Origin of the sequence: Pseudaquabacterium pictum (assembly GCF_005403045.1) — a bacterium.
In the GTDB taxonomy this organism is placed as follows: Bacteria; Pseudomonadota; Gammaproteobacteria; order Burkholderiales; family Burkholderiaceae_C; genus Pseudaquabacterium; species Pseudaquabacterium pictum.
The window spans coordinates 632,392-654,939 of the sequence record NZ_BJCL01000002.1 but is presented as its reverse complement, the minus strand read 5'-3'; the positions used below and the strand labels follow the sequence as shown (position 1 = coordinate 654,939).

General features: G+C 70.0%; 20 protein-coding genes and 1 tRNA gene. 19 read left to right on the top strand and 2 right to left on the bottom strand.

The window, feature by feature from the left end; genetic code table 11:
• The 18 genes from FFT10_RS07000 to FFT10_RS06915 form a co-directional block, all read left to right on the top strand.
• A partial coding sequence (locus tag FFT10_RS07000; RefSeq protein ID WP_174246084.1) for a pseudouridine synthase occupies window positions 1-1,758 on the top strand: 1,758 nt, incomplete at its 5' end.
• 82 nt (window positions 1,759-1,840) lie between these two features.
• Entirely contained in the window at window positions 1,841-2,266 is a 426-nt protein-coding gene (ndk, locus tag FFT10_RS06995) for a nucleoside-diphosphate kinase (RefSeq protein ID WP_137732044.1), read from the top strand.
• A 12-nt stretch (window positions 2,267-2,278) separates the two neighbouring features.
• Window positions 2,279-3,430, top strand: a complete 1,152-nt coding sequence (gene rlmN, locus FFT10_RS06990; protein WP_137732043.1) for a dual-specificity RNA methyltransferase RlmN — start codon at window positions 2,279-2,281, stop codon at window positions 3,428-3,430.
• Complete coding sequence (gene pilW / locus FFT10_RS06985; RefSeq protein ID WP_137732042.1) at window positions 3,427-4,236, top strand: type IV pilus biogenesis/stability protein PilW; 810 nt, start codon at window positions 3,427-3,429, stop codon at window positions 4,234-4,236. The genes rlmN and pilW overlap by 4 nt, the downstream gene beginning before the upstream one ends.
• The gene (locus FFT10_RS06980) at window positions 4,229-5,146 is read left to right on the top strand and encodes a helix-turn-helix domain-containing protein (RefSeq protein ID WP_137732041.1); all 918 of its coding nucleotides are present in this window, start codon (window positions 4,229-4,231) and stop codon (window positions 5,144-5,146) included. The genes pilW and FFT10_RS06980 overlap by 8 nt, the downstream gene beginning before the upstream one ends.
• Before the next feature lie 10 nt (window positions 5,147-5,156).
• Window positions 5,157-6,434 (top strand): flavodoxin-dependent (E)-4-hydroxy-3-methylbut-2-enyl-diphosphate synthase, encoded by a 1,278-nt coding sequence (ispG, locus tag FFT10_RS06975; protein ID WP_137732040.1) that lies wholly within the window; start codon window positions 5,157-5,159, stop codon window positions 6,432-6,434.
• 70 nt (window positions 6,435-6,504) lie between these two features.
• The gene (gene hisS / locus FFT10_RS06970) at window positions 6,505-7,815 is read left to right on the top strand and encodes a histidine--tRNA ligase (RefSeq protein ID WP_137732039.1); all 1,311 of its coding nucleotides are present in this window, start codon (window positions 6,505-6,507) and stop codon (window positions 7,813-7,815) included.
• Between the two features lie 39 nt (window positions 7,816-7,854).
• A complete protein-coding gene (locus FFT10_RS06965) occupies window positions 7,855-8,529 on the top strand; it encodes a YfgM family protein (RefSeq protein ID WP_137732038.1) in 675 nt (224 codons plus the stop codon).
• Window positions 8,529-9,656: an outer membrane protein assembly factor BamB gene (gene bamB / locus FFT10_RS06960; protein WP_137732037.1), complete on the top strand. Its 1,128-nt coding sequence runs from the start codon at window positions 8,529-8,531 to the stop codon at window positions 9,654-9,656. Before FFT10_RS06965 ends, bamB begins: the two co-directional genes overlap by 1 nt.
• A gap of 28 nt (window positions 9,657-9,684) precedes the next feature.
• Complete coding sequence (der, locus tag FFT10_RS06955; RefSeq protein WP_137732036.1) at window positions 9,685-11,028, top strand: ribosome biogenesis GTPase Der; 1,344 nt, start codon at window positions 9,685-9,687, stop codon at window positions 11,026-11,028.
• A 102-nt stretch (window positions 11,029-11,130) separates the two neighbouring features.
• Entirely contained in the window at window positions 11,131-11,373 is a 243-nt protein-coding gene (gene hfq / locus FFT10_RS06950) for an RNA chaperone Hfq (protein ID WP_137732035.1), read from the top strand.
• Between the two features lie 65 nt (window positions 11,374-11,438).
• The gene (hflX, locus tag FFT10_RS06945) at window positions 11,439-12,668 is read left to right on the top strand and encodes a GTPase HflX (RefSeq protein WP_137732088.1); all 1,230 of its coding nucleotides are present in this window, start codon (window positions 11,439-11,441) and stop codon (window positions 12,666-12,668) included.
• Window positions 12,665-14,011, top strand: coding sequence for an FtsH protease activity modulator HflK (gene hflK, locus FFT10_RS06940; protein ID WP_228026983.1), 1,347 nt, complete (start codon window positions 12,665-12,667; stop codon window positions 14,009-14,011). Before hflX ends, hflK begins: the two co-directional genes overlap by 4 nt.
• 17 nt (window positions 14,012-14,028) lie before the next feature.
• On the top strand, window positions 14,029-14,931 hold the full coding sequence (gene hflC, locus FFT10_RS06935) for a protease modulator HflC (RefSeq protein WP_137732033.1): 903 nt from the start codon (window positions 14,029-14,031) through the stop codon (window positions 14,929-14,931).
• A gap of 15 nt (window positions 14,932-14,946) precedes the next feature.
• Window positions 14,947-15,132 carry a DUF2065 domain-containing protein gene (locus FFT10_RS06930; protein ID WP_137732032.1) on the top strand — a complete coding sequence of 62 codons (186 nt, stop codon included), beginning with the start codon at window positions 14,947-14,949 and terminating at the stop codon, window positions 15,130-15,132.
• 76 nt (window positions 15,133-15,208) lie between these two features.
• On the top strand, window positions 15,209-16,372 hold the full coding sequence (locus FFT10_RS06925; RefSeq protein ID WP_137732031.1) for an ATP phosphoribosyltransferase regulatory subunit: 1,164 nt from the start codon (window positions 15,209-15,211) through the stop codon (window positions 16,370-16,372).
• Between the two features lie 38 nt (window positions 16,373-16,410).
• A complete protein-coding gene (locus FFT10_RS06920; protein ID WP_137732030.1) occupies window positions 16,411-17,751 on the top strand; it encodes an adenylosuccinate synthase in 1,341 nt (446 codons plus the stop codon).
• 28 nt (window positions 17,752-17,779) lie between these two features.
• Window positions 17,780-18,301: a phosphoribosyltransferase gene (locus FFT10_RS06915; RefSeq protein ID WP_137732029.1), complete on the top strand. Its 522-nt coding sequence runs from the start codon at window positions 17,780-17,782 to the stop codon at window positions 18,299-18,301.
• Window positions 18,302-18,500: 199 nt separating this feature from the next.
• Here FFT10_RS06915 and FFT10_RS06910 read toward each other — a convergent pair.
• Window positions 18,501-18,585: transfer RNA gene (locus tag FFT10_RS06910), tRNA-Leu, on the bottom strand.
• A gap of 80 nt (window positions 18,586-18,665) precedes the next feature.
• Here FFT10_RS06910 and rnr point away from each other — a divergent pair.
• Window positions 18,666-20,888 carry a ribonuclease R gene (gene rnr, locus FFT10_RS06905; protein WP_137732087.1) on the top strand — a complete coding sequence of 741 codons (2,223 nt, stop codon included), beginning with the start codon at window positions 18,666-18,668 and terminating at the stop codon, window positions 20,886-20,888.
• Between the two features lie 27 nt (window positions 20,889-20,915).
• Here the strand turns inward: rnr and FFT10_RS06900 are convergent, their stop codons facing one another.
• The gene (locus tag FFT10_RS06900) at window positions 20,916-22,445 is read right to left on the bottom strand and encodes an NAD(P)H-hydrate dehydratase (protein ID WP_137732028.1); all 1,530 of its coding nucleotides are present in this window, start codon (window positions 22,443-22,445) and stop codon (window positions 20,916-20,918) included.
• Window positions 22,446-22,548: the final 103 nt, after the last annotated feature.

Here is a 22,548-nt window from a genome sequence, read left to right as displayed (position 1 = left end):
TGGTCATGCAGGTGCTGCGGGGAAGGAGCCATCGGCCTGGGGCGCAGGGGCCGCAGGGGAAACATCAAACGCAAGGGCGGCCGGGGTGTCATCGGCAGCCGGGGGAAGATCGAGCGGCAGGGCCGCCGTGGTGGTGCCGACCGTGGTCCGCGCGAGGACGGCGCCCCGGCCGATGGCGCCCAGGTGCTCACCATCACCGCCACGGCAGGCGATGACGAAGATGGCGACGACGACGGCGACGACAGCCCGGCGGTGGCCATCGAACAGCCCCCGGCGTTGCCCAAGGACGTCGGCGAGACCTTCGCTGCCGTGCTGTCGGGCGACTACGACGCGCTGCCGATCGAGCTGCCCAGCGGCGAGCCCGAGCGCCGTGTGCTGGCCGCCGAGCCCGACGCGCCCAAGCTGCACAAGGTGCTGGCCCAGGCCGGCATCGGCTCGCGCCGCGACATGGAGGCCCTGATCGCCGAAGGCCAGGTGCAGGTCAATGGCCAGGTGGCCCACACCGGCCAGCGCATCAGCTTTGGTGACCGCATCAGCGTGGCCGGCCGCCAGATCAAGGTGCGCATCGCGCCGCCGGCGCCGCGCATCATGGCTTACCACAAGCCGGTGGGCGAAGTCGTCACCCATGACGACCCGCAGCACCGGCCCACGGTGTTCCGCCGCCTGCCGCGGCTGCCGCACGGCAAGTGGCAATCGGTCGGCCGGCTCGACATCAACACCGAAGGCCTGCTGCTGTTCACCAACTCCGGTGAGTTGGCCAACCAGCTGATGCACCCGCGCTTCGGCGTGGAGCGTGAATACGCGGTGCGGGTGCTGGGCACGCTGACGGCCGAGTCCAAGGCCCGCCTGCTCGAGGGCGTCGAGATCGACGGCCAGCGCGCCAGCTTCAAGTCCATCGAGGACGGCGGCGGCGAGGGTGTCAACCACTGGTACCGCGTGGTCATCACCGAAGGCCGCAACCGCGAGGTGCGCAAGCTCTTCGACAAGGTGGGCCTGGGCGTGAGCCGGCTGATCCGCATCCGCTACGGCTGCGTGGTGCTGCCGCGCGGGCTGAAGCGCGGCGTCTTCGTCGACCTGAACGAGGCCGATGTGCGCGAAGTGCGCCGCCTGGCCGGCAATGCCCGCGAACAGCAGGCCGAGGCGCGCGGCCCGAAGCCGCAGCGGCAGGATGGTCCGCGCGAGGGTGGCCAGCGTGATGGTCCCCGTGACGGCGGCCCGCGCCAGAACAACGGCGGCAACGGTAACAACAACCGCCGCAACGGCCCGCCGCAGCAACGGGCCGAGCGCGACCGCCCCGAGCGCGGCCCGCGGCCCGACCGGCCGCCGCAGGAGCGCCGCGAGCGCCCGCCCGCCGACCGCGAGGATGACGACATCGAGCACCTGAACTTCGCCGCCATCCCCAACCCGCTGATGCAGACCTTCGACAAGCGGGCCATCCGCGAGGCGCGGGCGCCGCGGCGCGAGATCTCCGAGGACGGCCCGATCCCCAACCCGCTGGAGCAGACCTACGACAAGCGCTTCGTGCAGAAGGGCAAGGGCGGCTTCGGCATCGGCGGCGGCCGCAAGGGCGGTGGTGGCGGAGGCGGTGGCGGCAATGGCGGCCAGCCCGACCCGATGAAGACCTCGCTGGGCTACATCGGCGCCGATGCCTTCGTGCGCAAGTTCCAGGGCAACGGCGGTGGTGGTGGTGGCGGTGGCGGTGGTGGTGGCAAGCGCGGCGGTGGCGGTGGCGGTGGCCGCCGTGGCGGCGGCCGCTGAAACGGCCCGCACCGCACCGACACACGCCCACGCTAGAATCCGCGATTGACCTTTAAGTCTTTGATTTCAGGAGAAATATTCCATGGCCATCGAACGCACCCTCTCGATCATCAAGCCCGACGCCGTCGCCAAGAACGTGATCGGCCAGATCTACGCCCGCTTTGAAGGCGCCGGCCTGAAGGTCGTCGCCGCCAAGATGGCGCACCTCTCGCGTGGCGAGGCCGAGGCCTTCTACGCCGTGCACAAGGCGCGTCCCTTCTTCAACGACCTGGTGACCTTCATGATCTCCGGCCCGGTGATGATCCAGGCGCTGGAAGGCGAAGGCGCCATCGCCAAGAACCGCGAGCTGATGGGCGCCACCGACCCGAAGAAGGCCGACAAGGGCACCATCCGCGCCGACTTCGCCGACAGCATCGACGCCAACGCGGTGCACGGCTCCGACGCGCCCGAGACCGCGGCCGTCGAGATCGCGTTCTTCTTCCCCGGCATGAACGTCTACTCGCGCTGATTGCCTGACTCCGTGGCCCCACCGGTCAACCTGCTCGATTTCGACCTGGACGCGCTCACCGCCTGGTGTGCCACGCTGGGTGAGAAGCGCTTCCGCGCGGTGCAGCTGTTCCGGTGGGTGCACCAGAAGGGCGAGTCGGACTTTGCCCGCATGTCCGATCTGGCCAAGTCGCTGCGCGACAAGCTGGCCAGCACGGCTGAAGTCCGCCCGCTGAAGATCCTGACCGAGCAGGCTTCGGCCGACGGCACGATCAAGTGGTTGTTCGACGTCGGCGGCGGTGATGCGGTGGAAGCCGTCTTCATCCCCGAGGACGACCGCGGCACGCTGTGCGTGTCGTCGCAGGCCGGCTGTGCGGTCGGCTGCCGCTTCTGCAGCACCGGCCACCAGGGCTTCAGCCGCAACCTGAGCACCGGCGAGATCCTCGCGCAGCTTTGGTTTGCCGAGCACCACCTGCGCCAGCGGCTGAACACCCCCGACCGCGTCATCAGCAACGTGGTGATGATGGGCATGGGCGAGCCGCTGCAGAACTACAGCGCGCTGGTGCCGGCGCTGCGGGTGATGCTCGACGACCATGGCTACGGCCTGTCGCGCCGGCGGGTCACCGTGTCCACCTCGGGCGTGGTGCCGATGATCGAGCGGCTGCAACACGATTGCCCGGTGGCGCTGGCCGTCAGCCTGCATGCGCCGACTGATGCGCTGCGCGACCCGCTGGTGCCGCTGAACCGCAAGTACCCGCTGGCCGAGCTGCTGGCCGCCTGCCGCCAGTACCTGGCGGCGGCGCCGCGTGACTTCATCACCTTCGAATACTGCATGCTCGACGGCGTCAACGACAGCCCCGAGCAGGCCCGCCAGCTGATTGCCCTGGTCAACGGCCAGGCCGGCGCGCCGCGCGTGCCCTGCAAGTTCAACCTGATCCCCTTCAACCCGTTCCCGGCCTCGGGCCTGCTGCGCTCGCCGCGCGAGCGGGTGCTGGCCTTCGCCAAGATCCTGCAGGACGCCGGCATCGTCACCACGGTACGCAAGACCCGCGGCGACGACATCGACGCCGCCTGCGGGCAGCTGGCCGGCGAGGTGCAGGACCGCACCCAGGTGCACAGCCGCCTCACCCGCCCGGATGTGCGGCCGGTGATCCCGATCACCGCCGCCCCGCCGGTGCAGCCATGAGCTGCGTCCCGCGTCCGCTCTGGCCGCTGCTGCTGGCGATGGCTGCGCTGCTGTCCGCCTGTGCCGGTGGCCCTGGCGGCACCGCGGTCGACCAGCCCGCACCGGTGCTCACCGCCTCCGACCAGACCGACCAGGATCGCCGCGCCCGGGTGCGGCTGGAGCTGGCCGCCGCCTACTTCGGCCGCGGCCAGCTGGAGACGGCGCTCGACGAGACCAAGCTGGCGGTGCAGGTCAAGCCCGACCTGGCCGAGGCCTTCAACCTGCGCGCGCTGATCTATGCCGCGATGGGCGAGGACCGGCTGGCCGAGGACAGCTTCGCCCGCGCCCTGCAGCTCAATCCGCGTGACGGCGCCGCCCTGCACAACCAGGCCTGGTTCCTGTGCCAGCGTGGCCAGTACGGCACCGCCCAGGCCCGCTTCGACGCCGCCCTGGCCCTGCCGCAGTACCGCGACCAGGCGCGCAGCCTGCTGGCCCGCGGCGTCTGCTACGGCCGCGACGGCAAGCTGGCCGAGGCCGAGGCCGCGCTGATGCGGGCCTACGAGCTGGACCCGGCCAACCCCAACACCGGCCTGAACCTGGCCGATGTGCTGTACCGCCGCCAGGCCTACGAGCGGGCCAGTTTCTACATCGGCCGGGTCAACGAGACGCCCGACGCCGTGAACGCCCAGACCCTGTGGCTGGCAGCCCGCATCGAGCGCAAGCTCGGCCGTGACGCGGCCGTGCGCGTGCTCGGCGACCGCCTGCGCCGGGGATTCGCCTCTTCTGCCGAGGCCGCGCTGTTCGACCGCGGCCGCTTTGATGACTGACTCCACCGACGCCAGCCGTGCCGCCCCGAACGCCGATGCCGTGCAGGCCGGCGCCCTGTTGCGTGCCGCCCGCCAGCAGCAGGGGCTGCACATCGCCGCGCTGGCCGCGTCGATCAAGGTCACGCCGGCCAAGCTGGAAGCACTGGAATCCGGCCGCACCGATGAGTTGCCCGACCTCACCTTCACCCGTGCGCTGGCCCAGACCGTCTGCCGGGTGCTGAAGATCGACGCCGCGCCGGTGCTGGCGCTGTTGCCGGGCGCGCCCGCCGGCAGCCTGGAGCGGGTGGATTCCGGCCTGAACACGCCGTTCCGCGAGCGCAACGGCCGCGCCGACCCGGCCGCCTGGCTGCCCTGGCGCCATCCCGTGCTGTGGCTGGCCGGCCTGCTGCTGGCCGCTGCGGCGGCCTTTGTGCTGGTGCCCAGCCAGCCCGGCCAGCTGCCCCAGCTCGACAACGCCACCGCCCCGGTGATGCCGCCCAGCGGCGCTGGCGGTCCGCCCCAGGTCAGCGAGGCGGTACCTGCCGCCGCCCCGGCGGTGGATCCGGCGTCTGGTGGCATGGGCAGCGTTGTTGCGCCCGCCACCGTGCCCGATGTCCCGGCCAGCGCGGCCCGCCCGGCTGCAGCGGCCAGCCAACCCGTGGTGGCCGATGTGGCCGCCACCGCAGCGGCGGCTGAAGCCGCCCTGGTGCTGCGTGCCGTGCAGGCCACTTGGGTGCAGGCCGTCGACGGCGGTGGTCAGACCCTGATGGCCCGCCTGGTGCCCGCGGGCGAGACGGTGGCATTGACACCTGCGCTGCCGGTTCGCCTGAGAATCGGCAACGCCAAAGGCACCGAACTGCAGTTCCGCGGCCAGCCGGTCGACCTGTCGACCGCTGCGCGGGACAACATCGCCAACATCACCCTGCCGTGACGCCAACGCCATGCCCGATCTGGACACCCTGACGCTGATCCCGCCCGCGCTGCCGCTGGCCCGCCGTTCGCTGCAGGCCCGGGTGGTCTGGGGCAGCCGGGTCGTCACCGTGGGCGGCGACGCCCCGGTGCGTGTGCAGAGCATGACCAACACCGACACCGTCGATGTCATCGGCACCGCCATCCAGGTGAAGGAGCTGGCGATCGCCGGCAGCGAGATGGTGCGCATCACCGTCAACACGCCCGAAGCCGCCCAGGCCGTGCCGCACATCCGCGAGCAGCTCGACCGCATGGGCATCGACGTGCCGCTGGTGGGTGACTTCCACTACAACGGCCACACGCTGCTGACCGAACATCCGGCCTGTGCCCAGGCGCTGAGCAAGTACCGCATCAACCCCGGCAACGTGGGCAAGGGCGAGAAGCGTGACCGCCAGTTCACCGCCATGGTCGAAGCCGCGATGCGCTTCGACAAGCCGGTGCGCATCGGCGTCAACTGGGGCAGCCTCGACCAGGAACTGCTGGCGCAGATGATGGACGACAACGCCCGCAGCGCCCAGCCCTGGGATGCCAAGCAGGTGACGTACCAGGCACTGGTCAAGAGCGCACTGCAGTCGGCCGACTGGGCGGTGGAGCTGGGCATGCCGGCGAACCAGGTCATCATCAGCTGCAAGGTCAGCGGCGTGCAGGACCTGATCACCGTCTACCAGGCGCTGGCCGCGCGCTGCAACTACCCGCTGCACCTGGGCCTGACCGAAGCCGGCATGGGCACCAAGGGCACGGTGGCCTCGGCCGTGGCACTGGGCCAGCTGCTGCAGCAGGGCATCGGCGACACCATCCGCGTGAGCCTGACGCCGCAGCCCGGCGAGGCCCGCACCCAAGAGGTGGTGGTGGCGCTGGAGATCCTGCAGGCCCTGGGCCTGCGCAACTTCAACCCCAGCGTGACCGCCTGCCCCGGCTGCGGCCGCACCACCAGCACCACCTTCCAGGAACTGGCCAAGCAGATCGACGACTTCCTGCGGGCGCAGATGCCGGTGTGGAAGGCCAGGTACCCGGGCGTCGAGAACCTGAAGGTCGCGGTGATGGGCTGCATCGTCAACGGCCCCGGCGAGAGCAAGCATGCCGACATCGGCATCAGCCTGCCCGGCACCGGCGAGGCACCGGCCGCGCCGGTGTTCATCGACGGCCAGAAGGCGATGACGCTGCGTGGCGAGGGCATCGCAGCCGAGTTCCACAAGATCGTCGAGGGCTACATCGAGCGCCGGTTCGGCACCGTGACCGCCGCGCATTGACGCGGCACGCGTCAACCTCCGCCCCGCCTCCCCGACTTCTGCAGGGGCGCCACCCGGCGCCCGACACCCCATGGCCGACAAACTCGTTGCCGTCAAAGGCATGAACGACATCCTGCCGGGCGGCGTCCCGCGCAAGGACAAGCTGCCCGATTCCGCCATCTGGCGCTGGTTCGAACGCACCGTCGACACGGTGATGTCGCGCCACGGCTACCAGCACCTGCTGACGCCCATCGTCGAGCCCACGCCGCTGTTCGTGCGCGGCATCGGCGAGGCCACCGACATCGTCGAGAAGGAGATGTACTCCTGGCACGATGCGATGAACGGCGACGCGCTGACCCTGCGCCCCGAGATCACCGCCGGCATCGTGCGGGCGATGGTCGAGCACAACGCGCTGTACAACGGCCCGCTGCGGGTGTGGTCCATCGGGCCGGTGTTCCGGCATGAGCGGCCGCAGAAGGGCCGCTACCGCCAGTTCTACCAGCTCGATGTCGAGGCCCTGGGCTTCGCCGGGCCGGATGTCGATGCCGAGCTGATCCTGATGCTGCGCAGCCTCTGGCTGGCGCTGGGCCTGCAGATCGGCACCCATGTGCGGCTGGAGCTCAACAGCCTGGGCCAGCCGGCCGAGCGCGCCGCCCACCGCGCCGCGCTGGTGGCCTACTTCACCGCGCATGCCGACGAGCTGGACGAGGACGGCAAGCGCCGGCTGCACACCAACCCGCTGCGCATCCTGGACACCAAGAACCCGGCGATGCAGGCCCTGGTGGAGGCCGCGCCCAAGCTGTCCGACCACCTGGGCGAGGCCTCGCGCGCCCACCTGGCCGCCGTGTGCGCGGTGCTGGATGCGGCCGGCCTGCCGTACCGCATCAACCCGCGCCTGGTGCGCGGGCTGGACTACTACAACCTCACCGTCTTCGAGTGGGTGACCGACCAGCTCGGCTCCCAGGGCACGGTGTGCGGCGGTGGCCGCTACGACGGCCTGTTCGAGCAGCTCGGCGGCAAGCCGACGCCGGCCATCGGCTTTGGCCTGGGCATCGAGCGGCTGCTGCTGCTGCTGCAGGAGATCGGCGTGCCGGTGCCCACGGCGGCACCGGACGTCTACGCCGTGCTGCCCGATGCCGCTGCACTGCCGCCCGCCATGGTGGTGCTGGACGCGTTGCGCCAGGCCGGCCTGGCGGTGCAGATGCACGCCGGCGGCGGCAGCTTGAAGGCCCAGTTCAAGAAGGCCGACGCCAGCGGTGCGCGGTTTGCGCTGGTGTTCGGCGCCGACGAGCTGGCCCAGGGCCAGGTGGCAGTGAAGCCGCTGCGCGACGCGGCAGCGGCGCAGGTGCTGCGGCCGCTGGCCGGCGTGGCCGCCTGGGCGCCCGAGTTGCGCAACGCATAATCCGCCCTTCGATTTCAGGGCACGGCCCACAGGCGCTTCATGGCGAACACACTCAATCTGCAGGACCAGGAACAGCTCGACGACCTCAAGGCGTTCTGGAAGCGCCACGGCAACTGGATCACCTGGCTGGTCACGCTGGTGCTGCTGGCCTTCGCCGGCTGGAACGGCTGGAACTGGTACCAGCGCAACCAGTCGGTGCAGGCTGCGGCCATGTTCGATGAACTGGACAAGGCCGCCAGCGCCGGTGATGCCGACAAGGCCGGCCGCGTCTTCAACGACATGAAGGAGCGCTACGCCGCCGCCAACCTCACCCAGCAGGGTGGCTTGATCGCCGCCCGGGTGCAGTTCGACAAGGGCCAGGCCGATGCCGCCAAGGCGAGCCTGGGCTGGGTGGCCGAGAAGGCCGCCGAGGACGAGTACCGCGCCATCGCCCGCCTGCGCCTGGCCGGCCTGCTGCTCGACGCGAAGGACTATCCCGGCGCGCTGAAGGCGCTGGACGGCGTCACGGCCAAGGAATTCGCCGCGCTGGCGTCCGACCGCCGCGGTGATGTGCTGCTGGCCCAGGGCAAGACCGACGAGGCCCGTGCCGCCTACCAGGCCGCCTACAAGGCCATGGACGACAAGATCGACTACCGCCGCCTGGTGGAGGTCAAGCTCACCGCGCTGGCTGCGCCGCCTGCGCCGGCCGTCGCCGCGTCGGGGGCCGCCAAGTGATGGCGGGTCGGAAGGTCCAGGCCGCATGGCTGGCGCTCGCCGCCGCGGTGCTGGCCGGCTGCGCGGCCGACAAGCCCAAGCCGACGCCGCTGGAACCGGTGACCGCGCAGATCGCCGGCCGCCAGGTGTGGAGCGCCAAGCTCGACTCGGTGCAGTTCCCGCTGGCCGTCACCCTGCGTGACGGCAACTTCATCGTCGCCGGCACCGATGGCACCGTGCTGTCGCTGGAGGCTCAGAGCGGCCGTGAGGTCTGGCGTGGCCAGGCCGGCGGCAAGCTGTCGGCCGGCGTGGGCAGCGATGGCCGCCGCGCCGCGGTGGTCACCGTCGACAACGAGCTGGTGGTGCTGGACCAGGGCGCGAAGCTCTGGAGCACGCGGCTGGCCTCGCGCACCACCACCGCGCCGTTGGTGGCCGGTGAACGGGTGTTCGTCATCGGCGTCGACCGCGTGGTGCATGCCTTCGACGCACTGGACGGCCGGCGCCTTTGGACGGTGCAGCGCCCCGGCGAGGCACTGACGCTGGCCCAGCCAGGCCTGCTGGCCGCGCACAAGAACACCCTGGTCGCCGGCATCGGCGCGCTGATGACCGGCATCGATCCCACCACCGGCAGCGTGCGCTGGGAGGTGCCGGTCACCTCGCCGCGCGGCACCAACGAGGTCGAGCGCCTGAACGACCTGGTCGGCCCACCGCTGCGCCTGGGCGATACCTTGTGTGCCCGCGCCTTCCAGACGGCCGTGGGCTGCGTCAACATCGCCGGCCCCGACCGTGCCAGCCTGCGCTGGAGCCGCATCGCCGGCGGCCAGCAGACCATCGGCGGTGATGCCGATTTCATCTTCGGTGCCGACGGCTCCGACCGCGTCAGCGCCTGGAAGGCCGGCGGCGGAGAACTGGTCTGGCAGAACGAGCGCCTGCTGTTCCGCGGCCTGAGCGCACCGGTCTCGGCCGGCCGCACCGTGGTGTTCGGCGACCTGGAAGGCCAGCTCCATTTTCTCGACCGCAACGATGGCAAGACCCTGCTGCGCCTGCCCACCGACGGCTCGGCCGTCGTGGGCCAGCCGGCGCTGGCCGGCACCACGATGCTGGTGGTCACCCGCAAGGGCGGCCTGTTCGCCTTCCGTCCGGAGTGACGGACCTCTTTCCTGAAAGTGCACGCCCATGAAGCCGGTGATCGCCCTGGTGGGCCGGCCCAATGTCGGCAAGTCCACCCTGTTCAACCGCATCACCAAGAGCCGTGATGCGATCGTCGCCGACTTTGCCGGCCTGACGCGGGATCGCCACTACGGCGACGCCCGCCACAACGGCCGCGAGCTGATCGTCGTCGACACCGGCGGCTTCGAGCCCGAGAAGCCCACCGGCATCGTGGCGATGATGGCCGCCCAGACCAAGGCCGCGGTGGCCGAGGCCGATGCGGTGATCTTCGTCGTCGACGCCCGCAACGGCGTGGCCGGCCAGGACCACGACATCGCCCGCTACCTGCGCGGCGCCAACAAGCGGGTGCTGCTGTGCGTCAACAAGGCCGAGGGCCTGAGCGAATCACCGCTGCTGGCCGAATTCCATGAACTGGGCATGGGCGAGCCGCATCCGGTGTCGGCCGCCCACGGTCAAGGCATCCGCAGCCTGCTCGACGCCGCCCTGGCCGACTTCTTCGACCCCGAGGACGACGACGACCCGCTGGCCGACGGCACCGACAAGCCGATCCGACTGGCGGTGGCCGGCCGGCCCAACGTGGGCAAGAGCACGCTGATCAACACCTGGCTGGGCGAAGACCGGCTGGTGGCCTACGACCAGCCCGGCACCACGCGCGATGCCATCAGCGTGCCCTTCGAACGCGACGGCAAGCGCTTCGAGCTGATCGACACCGCCGGCCTGCGCCGCAAGGGCAAGGTGTTCGAGGCGATCGAGAAGTTCTCGGTGGTCAAGACGCTGCAGGCGATCGCCGATGCCAACGTGGTGCTGCTGCTGATCGACGCCACCCAGGGCGTCAGCGAGCAGGACGCCCACATCGCCGGCTACATCCTGGAGAGCGGCCGCGCGGTGGTGGTGGCCGTCAACAAGTGGGACGCGGTCGACAGCTACCAGCGCCAGATGTTCGAGCGCTCGGTCGAGCAGCGGCTGGCGTTCCTGAAGTTCGCGCCGTTGCTGCACATCTCGGCGCTCAAGCGCCAGGGCCTGGGTCCGGTGTGGAAGGCCATCGCCGATGCCCATGCCTCGGCCACCCGCAAGATGCCCACGCCGGTGCTCACCCGCCTGCTGCAGGAGGCGGTGCAGCACCAGGCACCGCAGCGCAGCGGCGCCTTCCGCCCCAAGCTGCGCTATGCCCACCAGGGCGGCATGAATCCGCCGATCGTGGTCATCCACGGCAACGGGCTGGAGCATGTGACCGATGCCTACAAGCGCTTCCTCGAAGGCCGCGTGCGGGACCACTTCAAGCTCAGCGGCACGCCGCTGCGCATTGAATTCAAGTCCTCGCGGAACCCTTTCGACGAAGACAAGGTCTGACGGCAGCGCGCAGCTTTTTCAGGTGCCTTTCCATGGCGCCTACGCGCTTTCCCTGATGTGATAAGGTCTTCGCATCGACACTTTTCAACACGGAGTCATATCGTGAGCAACAAAGGGCAACTCCTGCAAGACCCCTTCCTGAACCTGCTGCGCAAGGAGCATGTGCCGGTGTCCATCTACCTGGTCAACGGCATCAAGCTGCAGGGTCACATCGAGTCTTTCGACCAGTACGTTGTCCTGCTGCGCAACACCGTGACGCAGATGGTCTACAAGCACGCCATCTCCACCGTGGTGCCCGGCCGTCCGGTGAACTTCCACGCCAACGAGCCGACTGACCCGGCTTGAGCCGTCACCCGGACACGACGGTCTTCCCCACCGCCTCCACCTTGAACGCCCCGCAGCGGGATGCCATGCCGCCGGCCACCGGCCCGGCGGGCGCCGCCCGTGTGGTGCTGGTCGGCGTCGACTTCGGCAACGGCCAGCACTTCGACCCCACGCTCGACGAACTGGCGCTGCTGGCCGAGAGCGCGGGCGACGTGCCGGTCGAGCGGGTGATCGCCCGCCGCAAGGCGCCGGATCCGGCGCTGTTCGTCGGCAGCGGCAAGGCCGAGGAGATCAAGCTGCTGGTGCAGATGCATGGCGCCGAATGCGTCATTTTCGACCAGGCACTGTCGCCGGCCCAGCAGCGCAATCTGGAGCGCACCCTGGGCGTGGCCGTGGCCGACCGCACCGCGTTGATCCTGGAGATCTTCGCCCAGCGCGCCCAGAGCCATGAAGGCAAGCTGCAGGTCGAGCTGGCCCGCCTGCAGTACCTCAGCAGCCGCCTGGTGCGACGCTGGAGCCACCTTGAGCGACAGACCGGCGGGGCGGGCCAGCGCGGCGGCCCGGGCGAGGCGCAGATCGAACTCGACAAGCGCATGATCGCCGAGCGGGTGAAGTCGCTGAAGGCCCGCCTGGTCAAGGTGAAGCGCCAGCGCGACACCCAGCGCCATGCACGCCGCAAGAGCGGCAGCTTCCGCGTCTCGCTGGTGGGTTACACCAATGCCGGCAAGAGCACGCTGTTCAATGCGTTGGTCAAGGCGCGGGCCTACGCGGCCGACCAGCTGTTCGCCACGCTGGACACCACCACCCGTTCGCTCTACCTCGAGCCGCTGGGCGGCACGGTCTCGCTGTCGGACACCGTCGGCTTCATCCGCGATCTGCCGCACAAGCTGGTGGAAGCCTTCGAGGCCACGCTGCAGGAGGCCTGCGACGCCGACCTGCTGCTGCATGTGGTCGATGCCGCCAGCCCGGTGCTGCAGGAGCAGCGCGACGAGGTCGAGCGGGTGCTGGCCGAGATCGGCGCGGCCGAGGTGCCGCAGATCCTGGTGTTCAACAAGCTCGACCGGATGGACCCGCTGCCCCGTGATCTGCAGGACTGGGTGGAACGCCCGGGCGCCAACGCGGTGCCGCGCGTGTTTGTCAGCGCGCTGCGCGGCACCGGCCTGGACACGCTGCGCGCCTGGATCGCGCAAGCGGCTGCACAGGGCGGCTTGAATCCGCCAGGACGCACCCCAACTGACGGGCTGTCGGAGACGCCAGCCGATCCAGGCACCGCCCAGACCCCTGCAGGTGCCCCGTTACCATCGGCGATGACATGACCATGCATTCCAACTTCCACTCCGATGCCGCTGCTGTGCCCTGGCAGGCGCGCCTCGGTGCCGTGGCCCAGGCCGCCCGGGCCCTGCTGGCCGGTGTGCTGCGCCGGCCGCAGCCGCTGCTGTCCAACGGTGGCCGCAACGACGGCCCGCCCGATCTCGACGAGCTCTGGCGCGACTTCAACCGCAAGCTCACCGGCCTGTTCAACGGCAAGGGCGGCGGCAACAACAACCCGCCGCCGCGGCGCGACCCGGGCGAGGGCGGCGGTGGCCCGTCGTTCCAGCCCGACATGAAGAGCGCCGGCATCGGCGTGGGGCTGATCGCTGTCGTCGTGGCCGTGGTCTGGCTGGGCAGCGGCTTCTTCATCGTGCAGGAAGGCCAGCAGGCCATCGTCACCACCTTCGGCCGATACAGCAGCACGGTGGACGCCGGCTTCCAGTGGCGCTTCCCCGCGCCCATCCAGGCCCACGAGACGGTGTCGGTCACCCAGCTGCGTTCGGCCGAGATCGGCCGCAGCGGCGTGGGCCAGACCACCGGCCTGCGCGATTCGTCGATGCTGACGCAGGACGAGAACATCATCGACATCCGCTTCACCGTGCAATACCGGTTGAAGGATGCGAAGAACTTCCTGTTCGAGAACCGCGACCCCGACAACGCAGTGGTGCAGGCCAGCGAATCGGCGGTGCGCGAGATCGTCGGCAAGAGCAAGGTCGACTCGGTGCTGTACGAGGCCCGCGACGCCATCGCCGCCGACCTGGTCAAGTCCATCCAGGGCCAGCTCGATCGGTTGAAGTCCGGCATCCTGGTGGTCAATGTCAACGTGCAGAACGTGCAGGTGCCCGAGCAGGTGCAGGCTGCGTTCAACGACGCGGTGAAGGCCGGTGCCGACCGTGACCGTTTCAAGAACGAAGGCCAGGCCTACGCCAGCGACGTGATCCCCAAGGCGCGCGGCACCGCCGCGCGGCTGAAGGAAGAAGCCGACGGCTACAGCCAGCGTGTGGTGGCCCAGGCCGAGGGTGATGCGCAGCGCTTCCGCTCGGTGCTGACCGAGTACCAGAAGGCGCCCGGCGTCACCCGCGACCGGCTCTACATCGACACCATGCAGCAGGTCTACTCCAACGTGAGCAAGGTGATGGTGGAAAGCCGCAGCGGCAGCAACCTGCTGTACCTGCCGCTGGACAAGCTGATCCAACAGGCCGCGCCAGGCGCCGTGCCCAGTGGCACGGTGGTGCCGCAGGCCACGCCGTCGGCCGCCATGCCCACCGACGGCGGTGCCGCTGGCGCCGCCGGTGCCGATGCCCGCTCCCGCGACAGCGGCCGCAACCGTGAGCGCGACGTGCGCTGATCAAGGGCGACCCCAACATGAACCGAATCGGACTCATCGTCGCCGGCGCCCTGCTGGCCCTGATGCTCTTCACCTCCACGCTGTTCGTCGTCGACCAGCGTCAGCTGGCTGTGGTCTACGCCCTGGGTGAAATCAAGGAAGTCGTCACCGACCCCGGCCTCAAGTTCAAGATGCCGCCGCCGTTCCAGAACGTGGTGTTCCTGGACAAGCGGGTGCAGACGCTCGACAGCCCCGAGACCCGGCCGATCTTCACGGCCGAGAAGAAGAGCCTGGTGATCGACTGGCTGGTGAAATGGCGCATCGCCGAACCGCGCCAGTTCATCCGCAACAACGGCACCGACATGCGCAACCTGGAGAGCCGGCTCAGCCCGGTGGTGCAGGCGGCATTCAACGAAGAGATCACCAAGCGCACCGTGCGCGGCGTGCTGGCTGCCGAGCGTGACAAGGTGATGCAGGACGTCATGGTGCGTCTGAAGGACGAATCCAAGGCCTTCGGCATCGAGATCGTCGACGTGCGCATCAAGCGGGTGGACTTCGTCGCCGACATCACCGACTCGGTCTACCGCCGCATGGAATCCGAGCGCAAGCAGGTGGCCAACGAGTTGCGCTCGCAGGGCGCGGCCGAGGGCGAGAAGATCCGCGCCGATGCCGACAAGCAGCGCGAGGTGATCATCGCCGAGGCCTACCGCGATGCGCAGAAGGTCAAGGGTGAGGGGGATGCCAAGGCCAGCGCCTTGTATGCCGATGCCTTCGGCCGCGATCCGCAGTTCGCCCAGTTCTACCGCAGCCTCGAGGCCTACCGCGCCAGCTTCCGCAACAAGAGCGACGTGATGGTGATCGATCCGTCCAGCGACTTCTTCAAGGCGATGCGCGGCGGTTCGTCCGTGCAGTCGGCGCCCGCCGCACCGGCCAAGCGCTGACCCTGGCTGCCCGCCATGATGGATTGGGTGTGGGGCGCCCTGGCCCTGATGCTGGTGTTCGAGGGCCTGCTGCCCTTCCTCAGCCCTACCGCCTGGCGCCAGGTGTTCGAGCGGGCACTGAAGCTGAGCGATGGACAGATCCGTTTCCTGGGTCTGTCCAGCATGCTGGTGGGCCTGTTGCTGCTGTTGCTCTGGCGCTGAGCGCGCGCACCTGCGCGGCACCGATCTGTCGCCACCGGCCGGTACAATGCCGGTTTTAATCCCCCCGGGTTGTTTCATGTCCTCTGCTTGGCTGCTGCCCGAGCACATCGCCGACGTATTGCCGGCCGAGGCCCGGCGCCTCGAAGACCTGCGCCGCACCCTGCTGGAGATGGCGCGCAGCTACGGCTTCGAGCTGGTGATGCCGCCGCTGCTGGAGCACCTGGAGTCGCTGCTGAGCGGCACCGGCAGGGCCCTCGATCTGCGCACCTTCAAGCTGGTCGATCAGTTGAGCGGCCGCTCGCTGGGCATCCGGGCCGATGCCACGCCGCAGGTGGCGCGCATCGATGCCCATCTGCTGAACCGCCAGGGCGTCACCCGGCTCTGCTACTGCGGGCCGGTGCTGCACACCCGGCCGCAGTCGGCCCAGTCGACACGTGAGCCGCTGCAGCTGGGCGCCGAGATCTACGGCCATGCCGGCCTGGAGGCCGACCTGGAAGTGCAGGACCTGGCGCTCGACGGCCTGCGAGCCGCCGGCCTGCAGAAGCTGGTGCTCGATCTGGCCGATGCCCGCATCGTGCGCGGCGTGCTGGCCGGCCTGGCGGTGGATGCGACGCAGTTGACCGAGGTGGTGGCGGCCCTGGCCGCCAAGGACAACGCCACCCTGCGCCGCCTGTCCGCCGGCTTCCCGGCCGACACCCGCGAGGCGCTGCTGGCGCTGCCGGGCCTGTATGGCGATGCCTCGGTGCTGGACGCCGCCCGGCGTGCGTTGCCCGCCCGCCCGGTGATCACCGCCGCGCTGGACGACCTGGCCAGCCTGGCCCGGCATGTCGGCCGCGCCCACCCGGACGTGCAGGTCGGCTTCGACCTGGCGGACATGGGCGGCTACGCCTACTACTCCGGAGCCCGCTTTGCGGTGTATGCGCCTGGCGCGGCCGATGCGCTGCTGCGCGGTGGCCGCTACGACGAAGTGGGCGCGGTGTTCGGCCGCAACCGTCCGGCGGTGGGCTTCTCCACCGATCTGAAGCTGCTGGCCGCGGTGGCTGCACCGGACAGCCGCCGCACCGCCATCCGCGCGCCCTGGGGCGAAGACCCCGCGCTGCGCGGCGCCGTGCGCCGCCTGCGCGAGCAGGGCGAGACGGTGGTCTGCATCCTGCCCGGCCACGGCCACGAGGGCGAGGAATTCGACTGTGACCGCGAACTGATCGCGGTCGACGGCCACTGGGTGCTGCGCACGCTCTGAGCGTGCGCCACCTGCTGCATCAACTGGACACTCTACACATGCAACAAGGCAAGACCGCGGCCGGCGGCCGCAACGTGGTGGTCGTCGGCACCCAGTGGGGCGACGAAGGCAAGGGCAAGGTCGTCGACTGGCTGACCGACCATGCCCAGGGCGTGGTGCGCTTCCAGGGCGGCCACAACGCCGGCCACACGCTGGTCATCAACGGCGTCAAGACGGCGCTGCAGCTGATCCCCTCGGGCATCATGCGTGCCGGCGTGCCCTGCTACATCGGCAATGGTGTGGTGGTCGACCCCACCCACCTGCTGATGGAGATCGAGCGGCTGGAGAAGATCGGTGTCGAAGTGCGCTCGCGCCTGTTCATCAGCGAGAGCTGCCCGCTGATCCTGCCCTTCCATGTGGCGGTGGACAAGGCGCGCGAGGCGCTGCGTGAAACCACCCCGGCCGGCAAGATCGGCACCACCGGCAAGGGCATCGGCCCGGCCTATGAAGACAAGGTGGCGCGCCGTGCGCTGCGGGTGCAGGACCTGAAGCACCCCGAGCGCTTCGCCGCCAAGCTGCGCGAGTTGCTGGCGCTGCACAATGAATCGCTGCGTGGTGCACTCAACGGCGAGGCGCTGGAGTTCCAGCCGATCTTCGACCAGGCCATGCAGGTGGCCGAGCAGCTCAAGCCGATGATGGCCGACGTGGGCTACCGCATCCACCAGGCCAGCGCGGGCGGCGCCAACATCCTGTTCGAGGGTGCGCAGGGCACGCTGCTGGACATCGACCACGGCACTTACCCGTACGTGACCAGCAGCAACTGCGTGGCCGGCAACGCCGCTGCCGGTGCCGGCGTGGGCCCGGGCATGCTGCACTACATCCTGGGCATCACCAAGGCCTACACCACGCGGGTGGGCAGCGGGCCGTTCCCGACCGAACTGGACATCAACGCCGAAGGCACCGTGGGCCACCATCTGTCGGTGGTGGGCCAGGAGCGCGGCACCGTCACCGGTCGCGCCCGCCGCTGCGGCTGGCTGGATGCCGCGGCGCTGAAGCGCTCGATGATCATCAACGGCATCTCCGGCCTGTGCATCACCAAGCTGGACGTGCTGGACAAGCTGTCAGAGATCAAGGTCTGCGTGGGTTACAAGCTGCGCGGCCAGTCCATCGACATCCTGCCGCTGGACGCCGACGACATCACCGCCTGCGAGCCGGTGTGGGAGACCTTCCCCGGCTGGGCCGACAGCACCTTCGGCATCACATCCTGGGATGCGCTGCCGGCCAATGCCCGCGCCTACCTGCAGCGGGTGCAGCAGCTGATCGGCGTGCCGATCGACATGGTGTCCACCGGCCCCGACCGCGACCACACCATCCTGCTGCGCCACCCCTACCAAGCCTGACACCCTGCGACCACGAGGAGACATGCGCATGCTGACCGACGACGGCAAACACCTGTACGTGAGCTGGGACGAGTACCACATGCTCATCGAGCGCCTGGCCCTGAAGGTGGCGCATTCGGGCTGGGAGTTCGACCAGATCCTGTGCCTGGCGCGTGGCGGCATGCGCCCGGGCGACGTTCTGTCGCGGGTGTTCGACAAGCCGCTGGCCATCATGAGCACCAGCAGCTACCGCGCCGAGGCCGGCACCATCCAGGGCCGGCTGGACATGGCCAAGTACATCACCATGCCCAAGGGCGAACTGGCCGGCCGGGTGCTGCTGGTCGACGACCTGGCGGATTCCGGCGTCACCTTGCGCGCAGTGGTCGACCGCCTGCGTGGCGTGCCGTCGATCAGCGAGCTGCGCACCGCGGTGATCTGGGTGAAGGGTGTGTCGACCTACACGCCCGAGTACTACGTGGAGATGCTGCCCAGCAGCCCGTGGATCCACCAGCCGTTCGAGGACTACGACAACCTGCGGCCCGAAGGGCTGGCGAAGAAGTTCTCGGTTTGAAGCGCTGCTTGACCGACGACCTGCAACACCCCATGGCTGCCCCGTGCAGCCAGCAACAACCCACCGGCCGGCCTGCTGCGATTGCAGTGGTGTCGGCCATTGTTTTTGCGGCGCCCCAGATGCAGGGACACACCGTCCCGCGCATCTTTCGAACGGCCAAAACAAAAGGCCAGCACGTGTGTGCTGGCCTTTATGATTTTGGTGCCCAGAAGAGGACTCGAACCTCCACGCCGCTAAGCGCTAGTACCTGAAACTAGTGCGTCTACCAATTCCGCCATCTGGGCAGGTACTGAACTACTGAAGCTAGGAGTATAGCATCATCAAAAACGAGAAGACAAGCCCCCCCGCCACCGGCGCTGCATTGCTGAGTGAAGTGGAGGGCACCGTGCTCGGACACCGCGACGGCCACGGCTTTGTGCGGCGTGACGACAACGAACCCGACATCTACCTCTCGCCGCAGGACATGCGCTCGGTGCTGCACCGCGACCGCGTGCGCGTGCGTGTGGTGCGCTTTGACCGCAAGGGCCGGCCTGAAGGCCGTGTGATCGACATCGTCGAGCGGCGCAAGAGCCCGATCATCGGCCGCCTGCTGCATGAAAACGGCACCTGGCTGGTGGCCCCTGAAGATCGGCGTTATGGCCAGGACATCCTGATTCCGAAGAACGCCACCGCCAGTGCGGCGGTGGGCCAGGTGGTGGCCATCGAGCTGACCGAGCCGCCGTCGATGTACTCGCAGCCGGTGGGCCGCATCACCGAGGTGCTGGGCGAGATCGACGACCCCGGCATGGAGATCGAGATCGCGGTGCGCAAGTACGAGGTGCCGCACCGCTTCTCGCCCGAGACGCTGGCCCAGACCGCCGCACTGCCCGACCATGTGCGCCCGGTGGACAAGCGCCACCGCATCGACCTGACCGACGTGCCGCTGGTCACCATCGACGGCGAAGACGCCCGCGACTTCGACGATGCGGTGTATTGCGAGCCGCTGAAGAAGGGCCGCGGCAAGAGCGCGTTCGAGGGCTGGCGCCTGATCGTCGCCATCGCCGACGTGAGCCACTATGTGAAGCCGGGCGACCCGGTGGACGACGACGCCTACGAGCGCGCCACCTCGGTCTACTTCCCGCGCCGGGTGATCCCGATGCTGCCGGAGAAGCTGAGCAACGGCCTGTGTTCGCTGAACCCCGACACCGAGCGGCTGAGCATGGTCTGCGACATGCTGGTGGATGCCACCGGCGAGATCACCGCCTACCAGTTCTACCCGGCGGTCATCCGCTCGCATGCGCGGCTGACCTACACCGAGGTGGCGGCGGTGCTGGCCAACACCCGCGGTGCCGAGGCCCAGCGCCGCGCCGACCTGGTGCCGCACCTGATCCACCTGCACGAGGTCTACCGCGCGCTGCTGAAGCAACGTGCCGGCCGCGGCGCCATCGACTTCGAGAGCACCGAGACGCAGATCGTCTGCGACGACAACGGCCGCATCGAGAAGATCGTGCCGCGCACCCGCACCGAGGCGCACAAGCTGATCGAGGAATCGATGCTGGCGGCCAATGTCTGCGCGGCCGAGTTCATCGAATCGCACAAGCACCCGGCGCTGTTCCGCGTGCATGAAGGTCCCACGCCCGAGAAGCGGGTGACGCTGCAGAACTACCTGCGTGCCCTGGGCATCGGCGTGAGCCTGAGCGACGATCCCAAGCCGGCCGAGATCCAGGCCATCGCCCAGGCCACCAAGGACCGGGTGGATGCGGCGCAGATCTCGTCGATGCTGCTGCGCTCGATGCAGCAGGCGATCTACACCCATGTGAATTCGGGTCACTTCGGCCTGGCCTACGAGGCCTATGCCCACTTCACCAGCCCGATCCGGCGCTACCCCGATCTGCTGGTGCACCGGGTGATCAAGGCGCTGCTGCTGGGCAAGCGCTACCCGCTGGGCGGTGGTGCGGTGGAGGCCACGGCCGCCTCGGCGCCAGCGGCCAAGACAGTGCGCAAGGGCAGCAAGCCGGCCAAGGCGCCCACCAGCAGCCAGGATGCCGCGCTGTGGGACGCCGCCGGCGCGCACTGCAGCGCCAACGAGCGGCGCGCCGACGAGGCCAGCCGCGACGTGGAAGCCTGGCTGAAGTGCCGCTTCATGCGCGACCACCTGGGCGAGGAGTACGCGGGCACGGTCAACGCGGCCACCAGCTTCGGCCTGTTCGTCACGCTGGACCAGCTGTACGTGGAAGGCCTGGTGCACATCACCGAGCTGGGCGGCGAGTACTTCCGCTTCGACGAGGCGCGGCAGGAACTGCGTGGCGAGCGCAGTGGCGTGAAGTACGCGGTGGGCTCGCGGGTGCGGGTGCAGGTCAGCCGGGTCGACCTGGACGGCCGCAAGATCGACTTCCGCCTGGTGCGCGAGGGCGAGACCGATGCCCTGGTGCCGCGCAAGCCGGCCAGCGGCAAGGGCGCTTCTGCCAGCGACGAACTGAAGGACGTGCAGACCCGCGACCGCGCTGCGAAGGCCGCCCGCGCCAAGGCCGTGGCCTCGCGCGGCGCGCCGGCGGGCAAGAAGTCGCGCGGCGGCGCCAAGTCGACCAAGCGCAGCACCCGACGCTGACGCCGAATGGCCGGGCTGCGGTCCGGCCTAGGCCGGCAGCGACGCGGCCATGGCGTCGATCAGGTCGCCAGCCCGCAGCGGCAGCCTTGGGTCGCCGGCCTCGGCGGCGCGGCCATGCAGCCACGCCGCCGCCGCAGCGGCGGTGTGGGCATCGCGGTCGGCTGCCTGGGACCAGAGGCCGCCCAGCCAGCCGGCCAGCACATCGCCGCTGCCGCCGGTGCCCAGGCGGGCGTTGCCGGTCGGGTTGATCCAGGGCGGGCGGCCCGGGCTGGCGATCACGCTGCCCGATCCCTTCAGCACCACCGTGGCCTGCAGGGCCTCGGCCAGCGCCTGGGCCTGGCCGAGGCGGTCGGCCTGCACGGCGGCCGTGCTGCTGCCGAGCAGGCGGGCGGCTTCCAGTGGATGGGGCGTCAGGACCGTGGCCTGACCGCGGGCTGACCGTGCCTGCAGGGCCGTGCGCAGCGCGCCGTCGGCGGCCACCGCGTTCAGGCCGTCCGCATCCAGCACCAACTGCGGCGCGTGCAGCAGCACGGCGGCCAGATGTTCGGCGACCGCGCTGCCGCCACCGCAGCCGCAGACCACGGTGGCACGCTGCAGCAGTGCGGGCTGCAGCGCATCGGCCAGGGCACGCGGCATCAGCTCGGGCCGCAGCGGGTCGGGTGCGTGGTCGCCGTCCAACCGCGTCACCAGGGTGCGGCCAGCGCCAGCGGCCAGCGCGGCACGGGCGGCCAGCAGGGCCGCGCCGCCCATGCCGGTGGCACCGCCGAGCACCAGCACATCACCGAAGCTGCCCTTGTGCTGGGCATGCAGGCGGCCGGGCAGCGTCTGTTGGATGGCCTCGGGGCCGGTCAGCCAGGCGGTGGTGCTGTTGGTCGCTGCTGCCACGCCCAGGCCGTCCAGCCACACCCGGCCGGCGTGGTCGCGGCCCTGGGCGGTGAACAGGCCGGGCTTGAGCGTGAGCAGCGCCAGCGTGTGCTGGGCGTTCACGGCGGTCTCGCCCAATGGGCGGCCGCTGTCGGCGCACAGGCCGGTGGGCAGGTCGACGGCCAGCACCGGCGCCGGGCCCTGGTTCAGCAGGCGCACGGCCTCGGCCAGCAATCCATCCGGCGCGCGCCGGCTGCCCAGGCCCAGCAGGGCATCGATGGCCAGGCCAGGTGCCGCCGTGTTGCCGGCCATCGGCAGACCGGGTGTGATCGGCACACCGGCCTGTCGGGCCTGCTGCAGCGCGTCGGCGGCATCGGCCGGCAATCGGGCGGTGTCGCCGAGCAGGCTGACGGCCGCCTCCCAGCCCAGTGCCTGCAGGTGCCGCGCCGCCACCAGGCCGTCACCCCCGTTGTTGCCGGGCCCGCAGGCGATCCACACGCGGCGTGCGCCCGGCGCCAGCGCCACCGCCAGGCGGGCCACTGCCAGGCCGGCGCGGGCCATCAGCGCATGCGGTGCGGCGGAGGCCAGCGCAGCCTGCTCGATCGCCCGGCTGGCGCTGCTGCCATGCAGGGCCCAGCCGCGCAGCGAGGGCAGCACCGGCTGCGGACCGTGGGCAGGGCAGGGCAGGGGCATGGGGCTGGCGACGGCCGGGCGGGGCAGGGCGGATCGCCCCGGGTTCGCCGCCTTGGAGGCGCGCACGCATTGTGCTTTACTGCCCGCCTCAGGTGCCAACCGG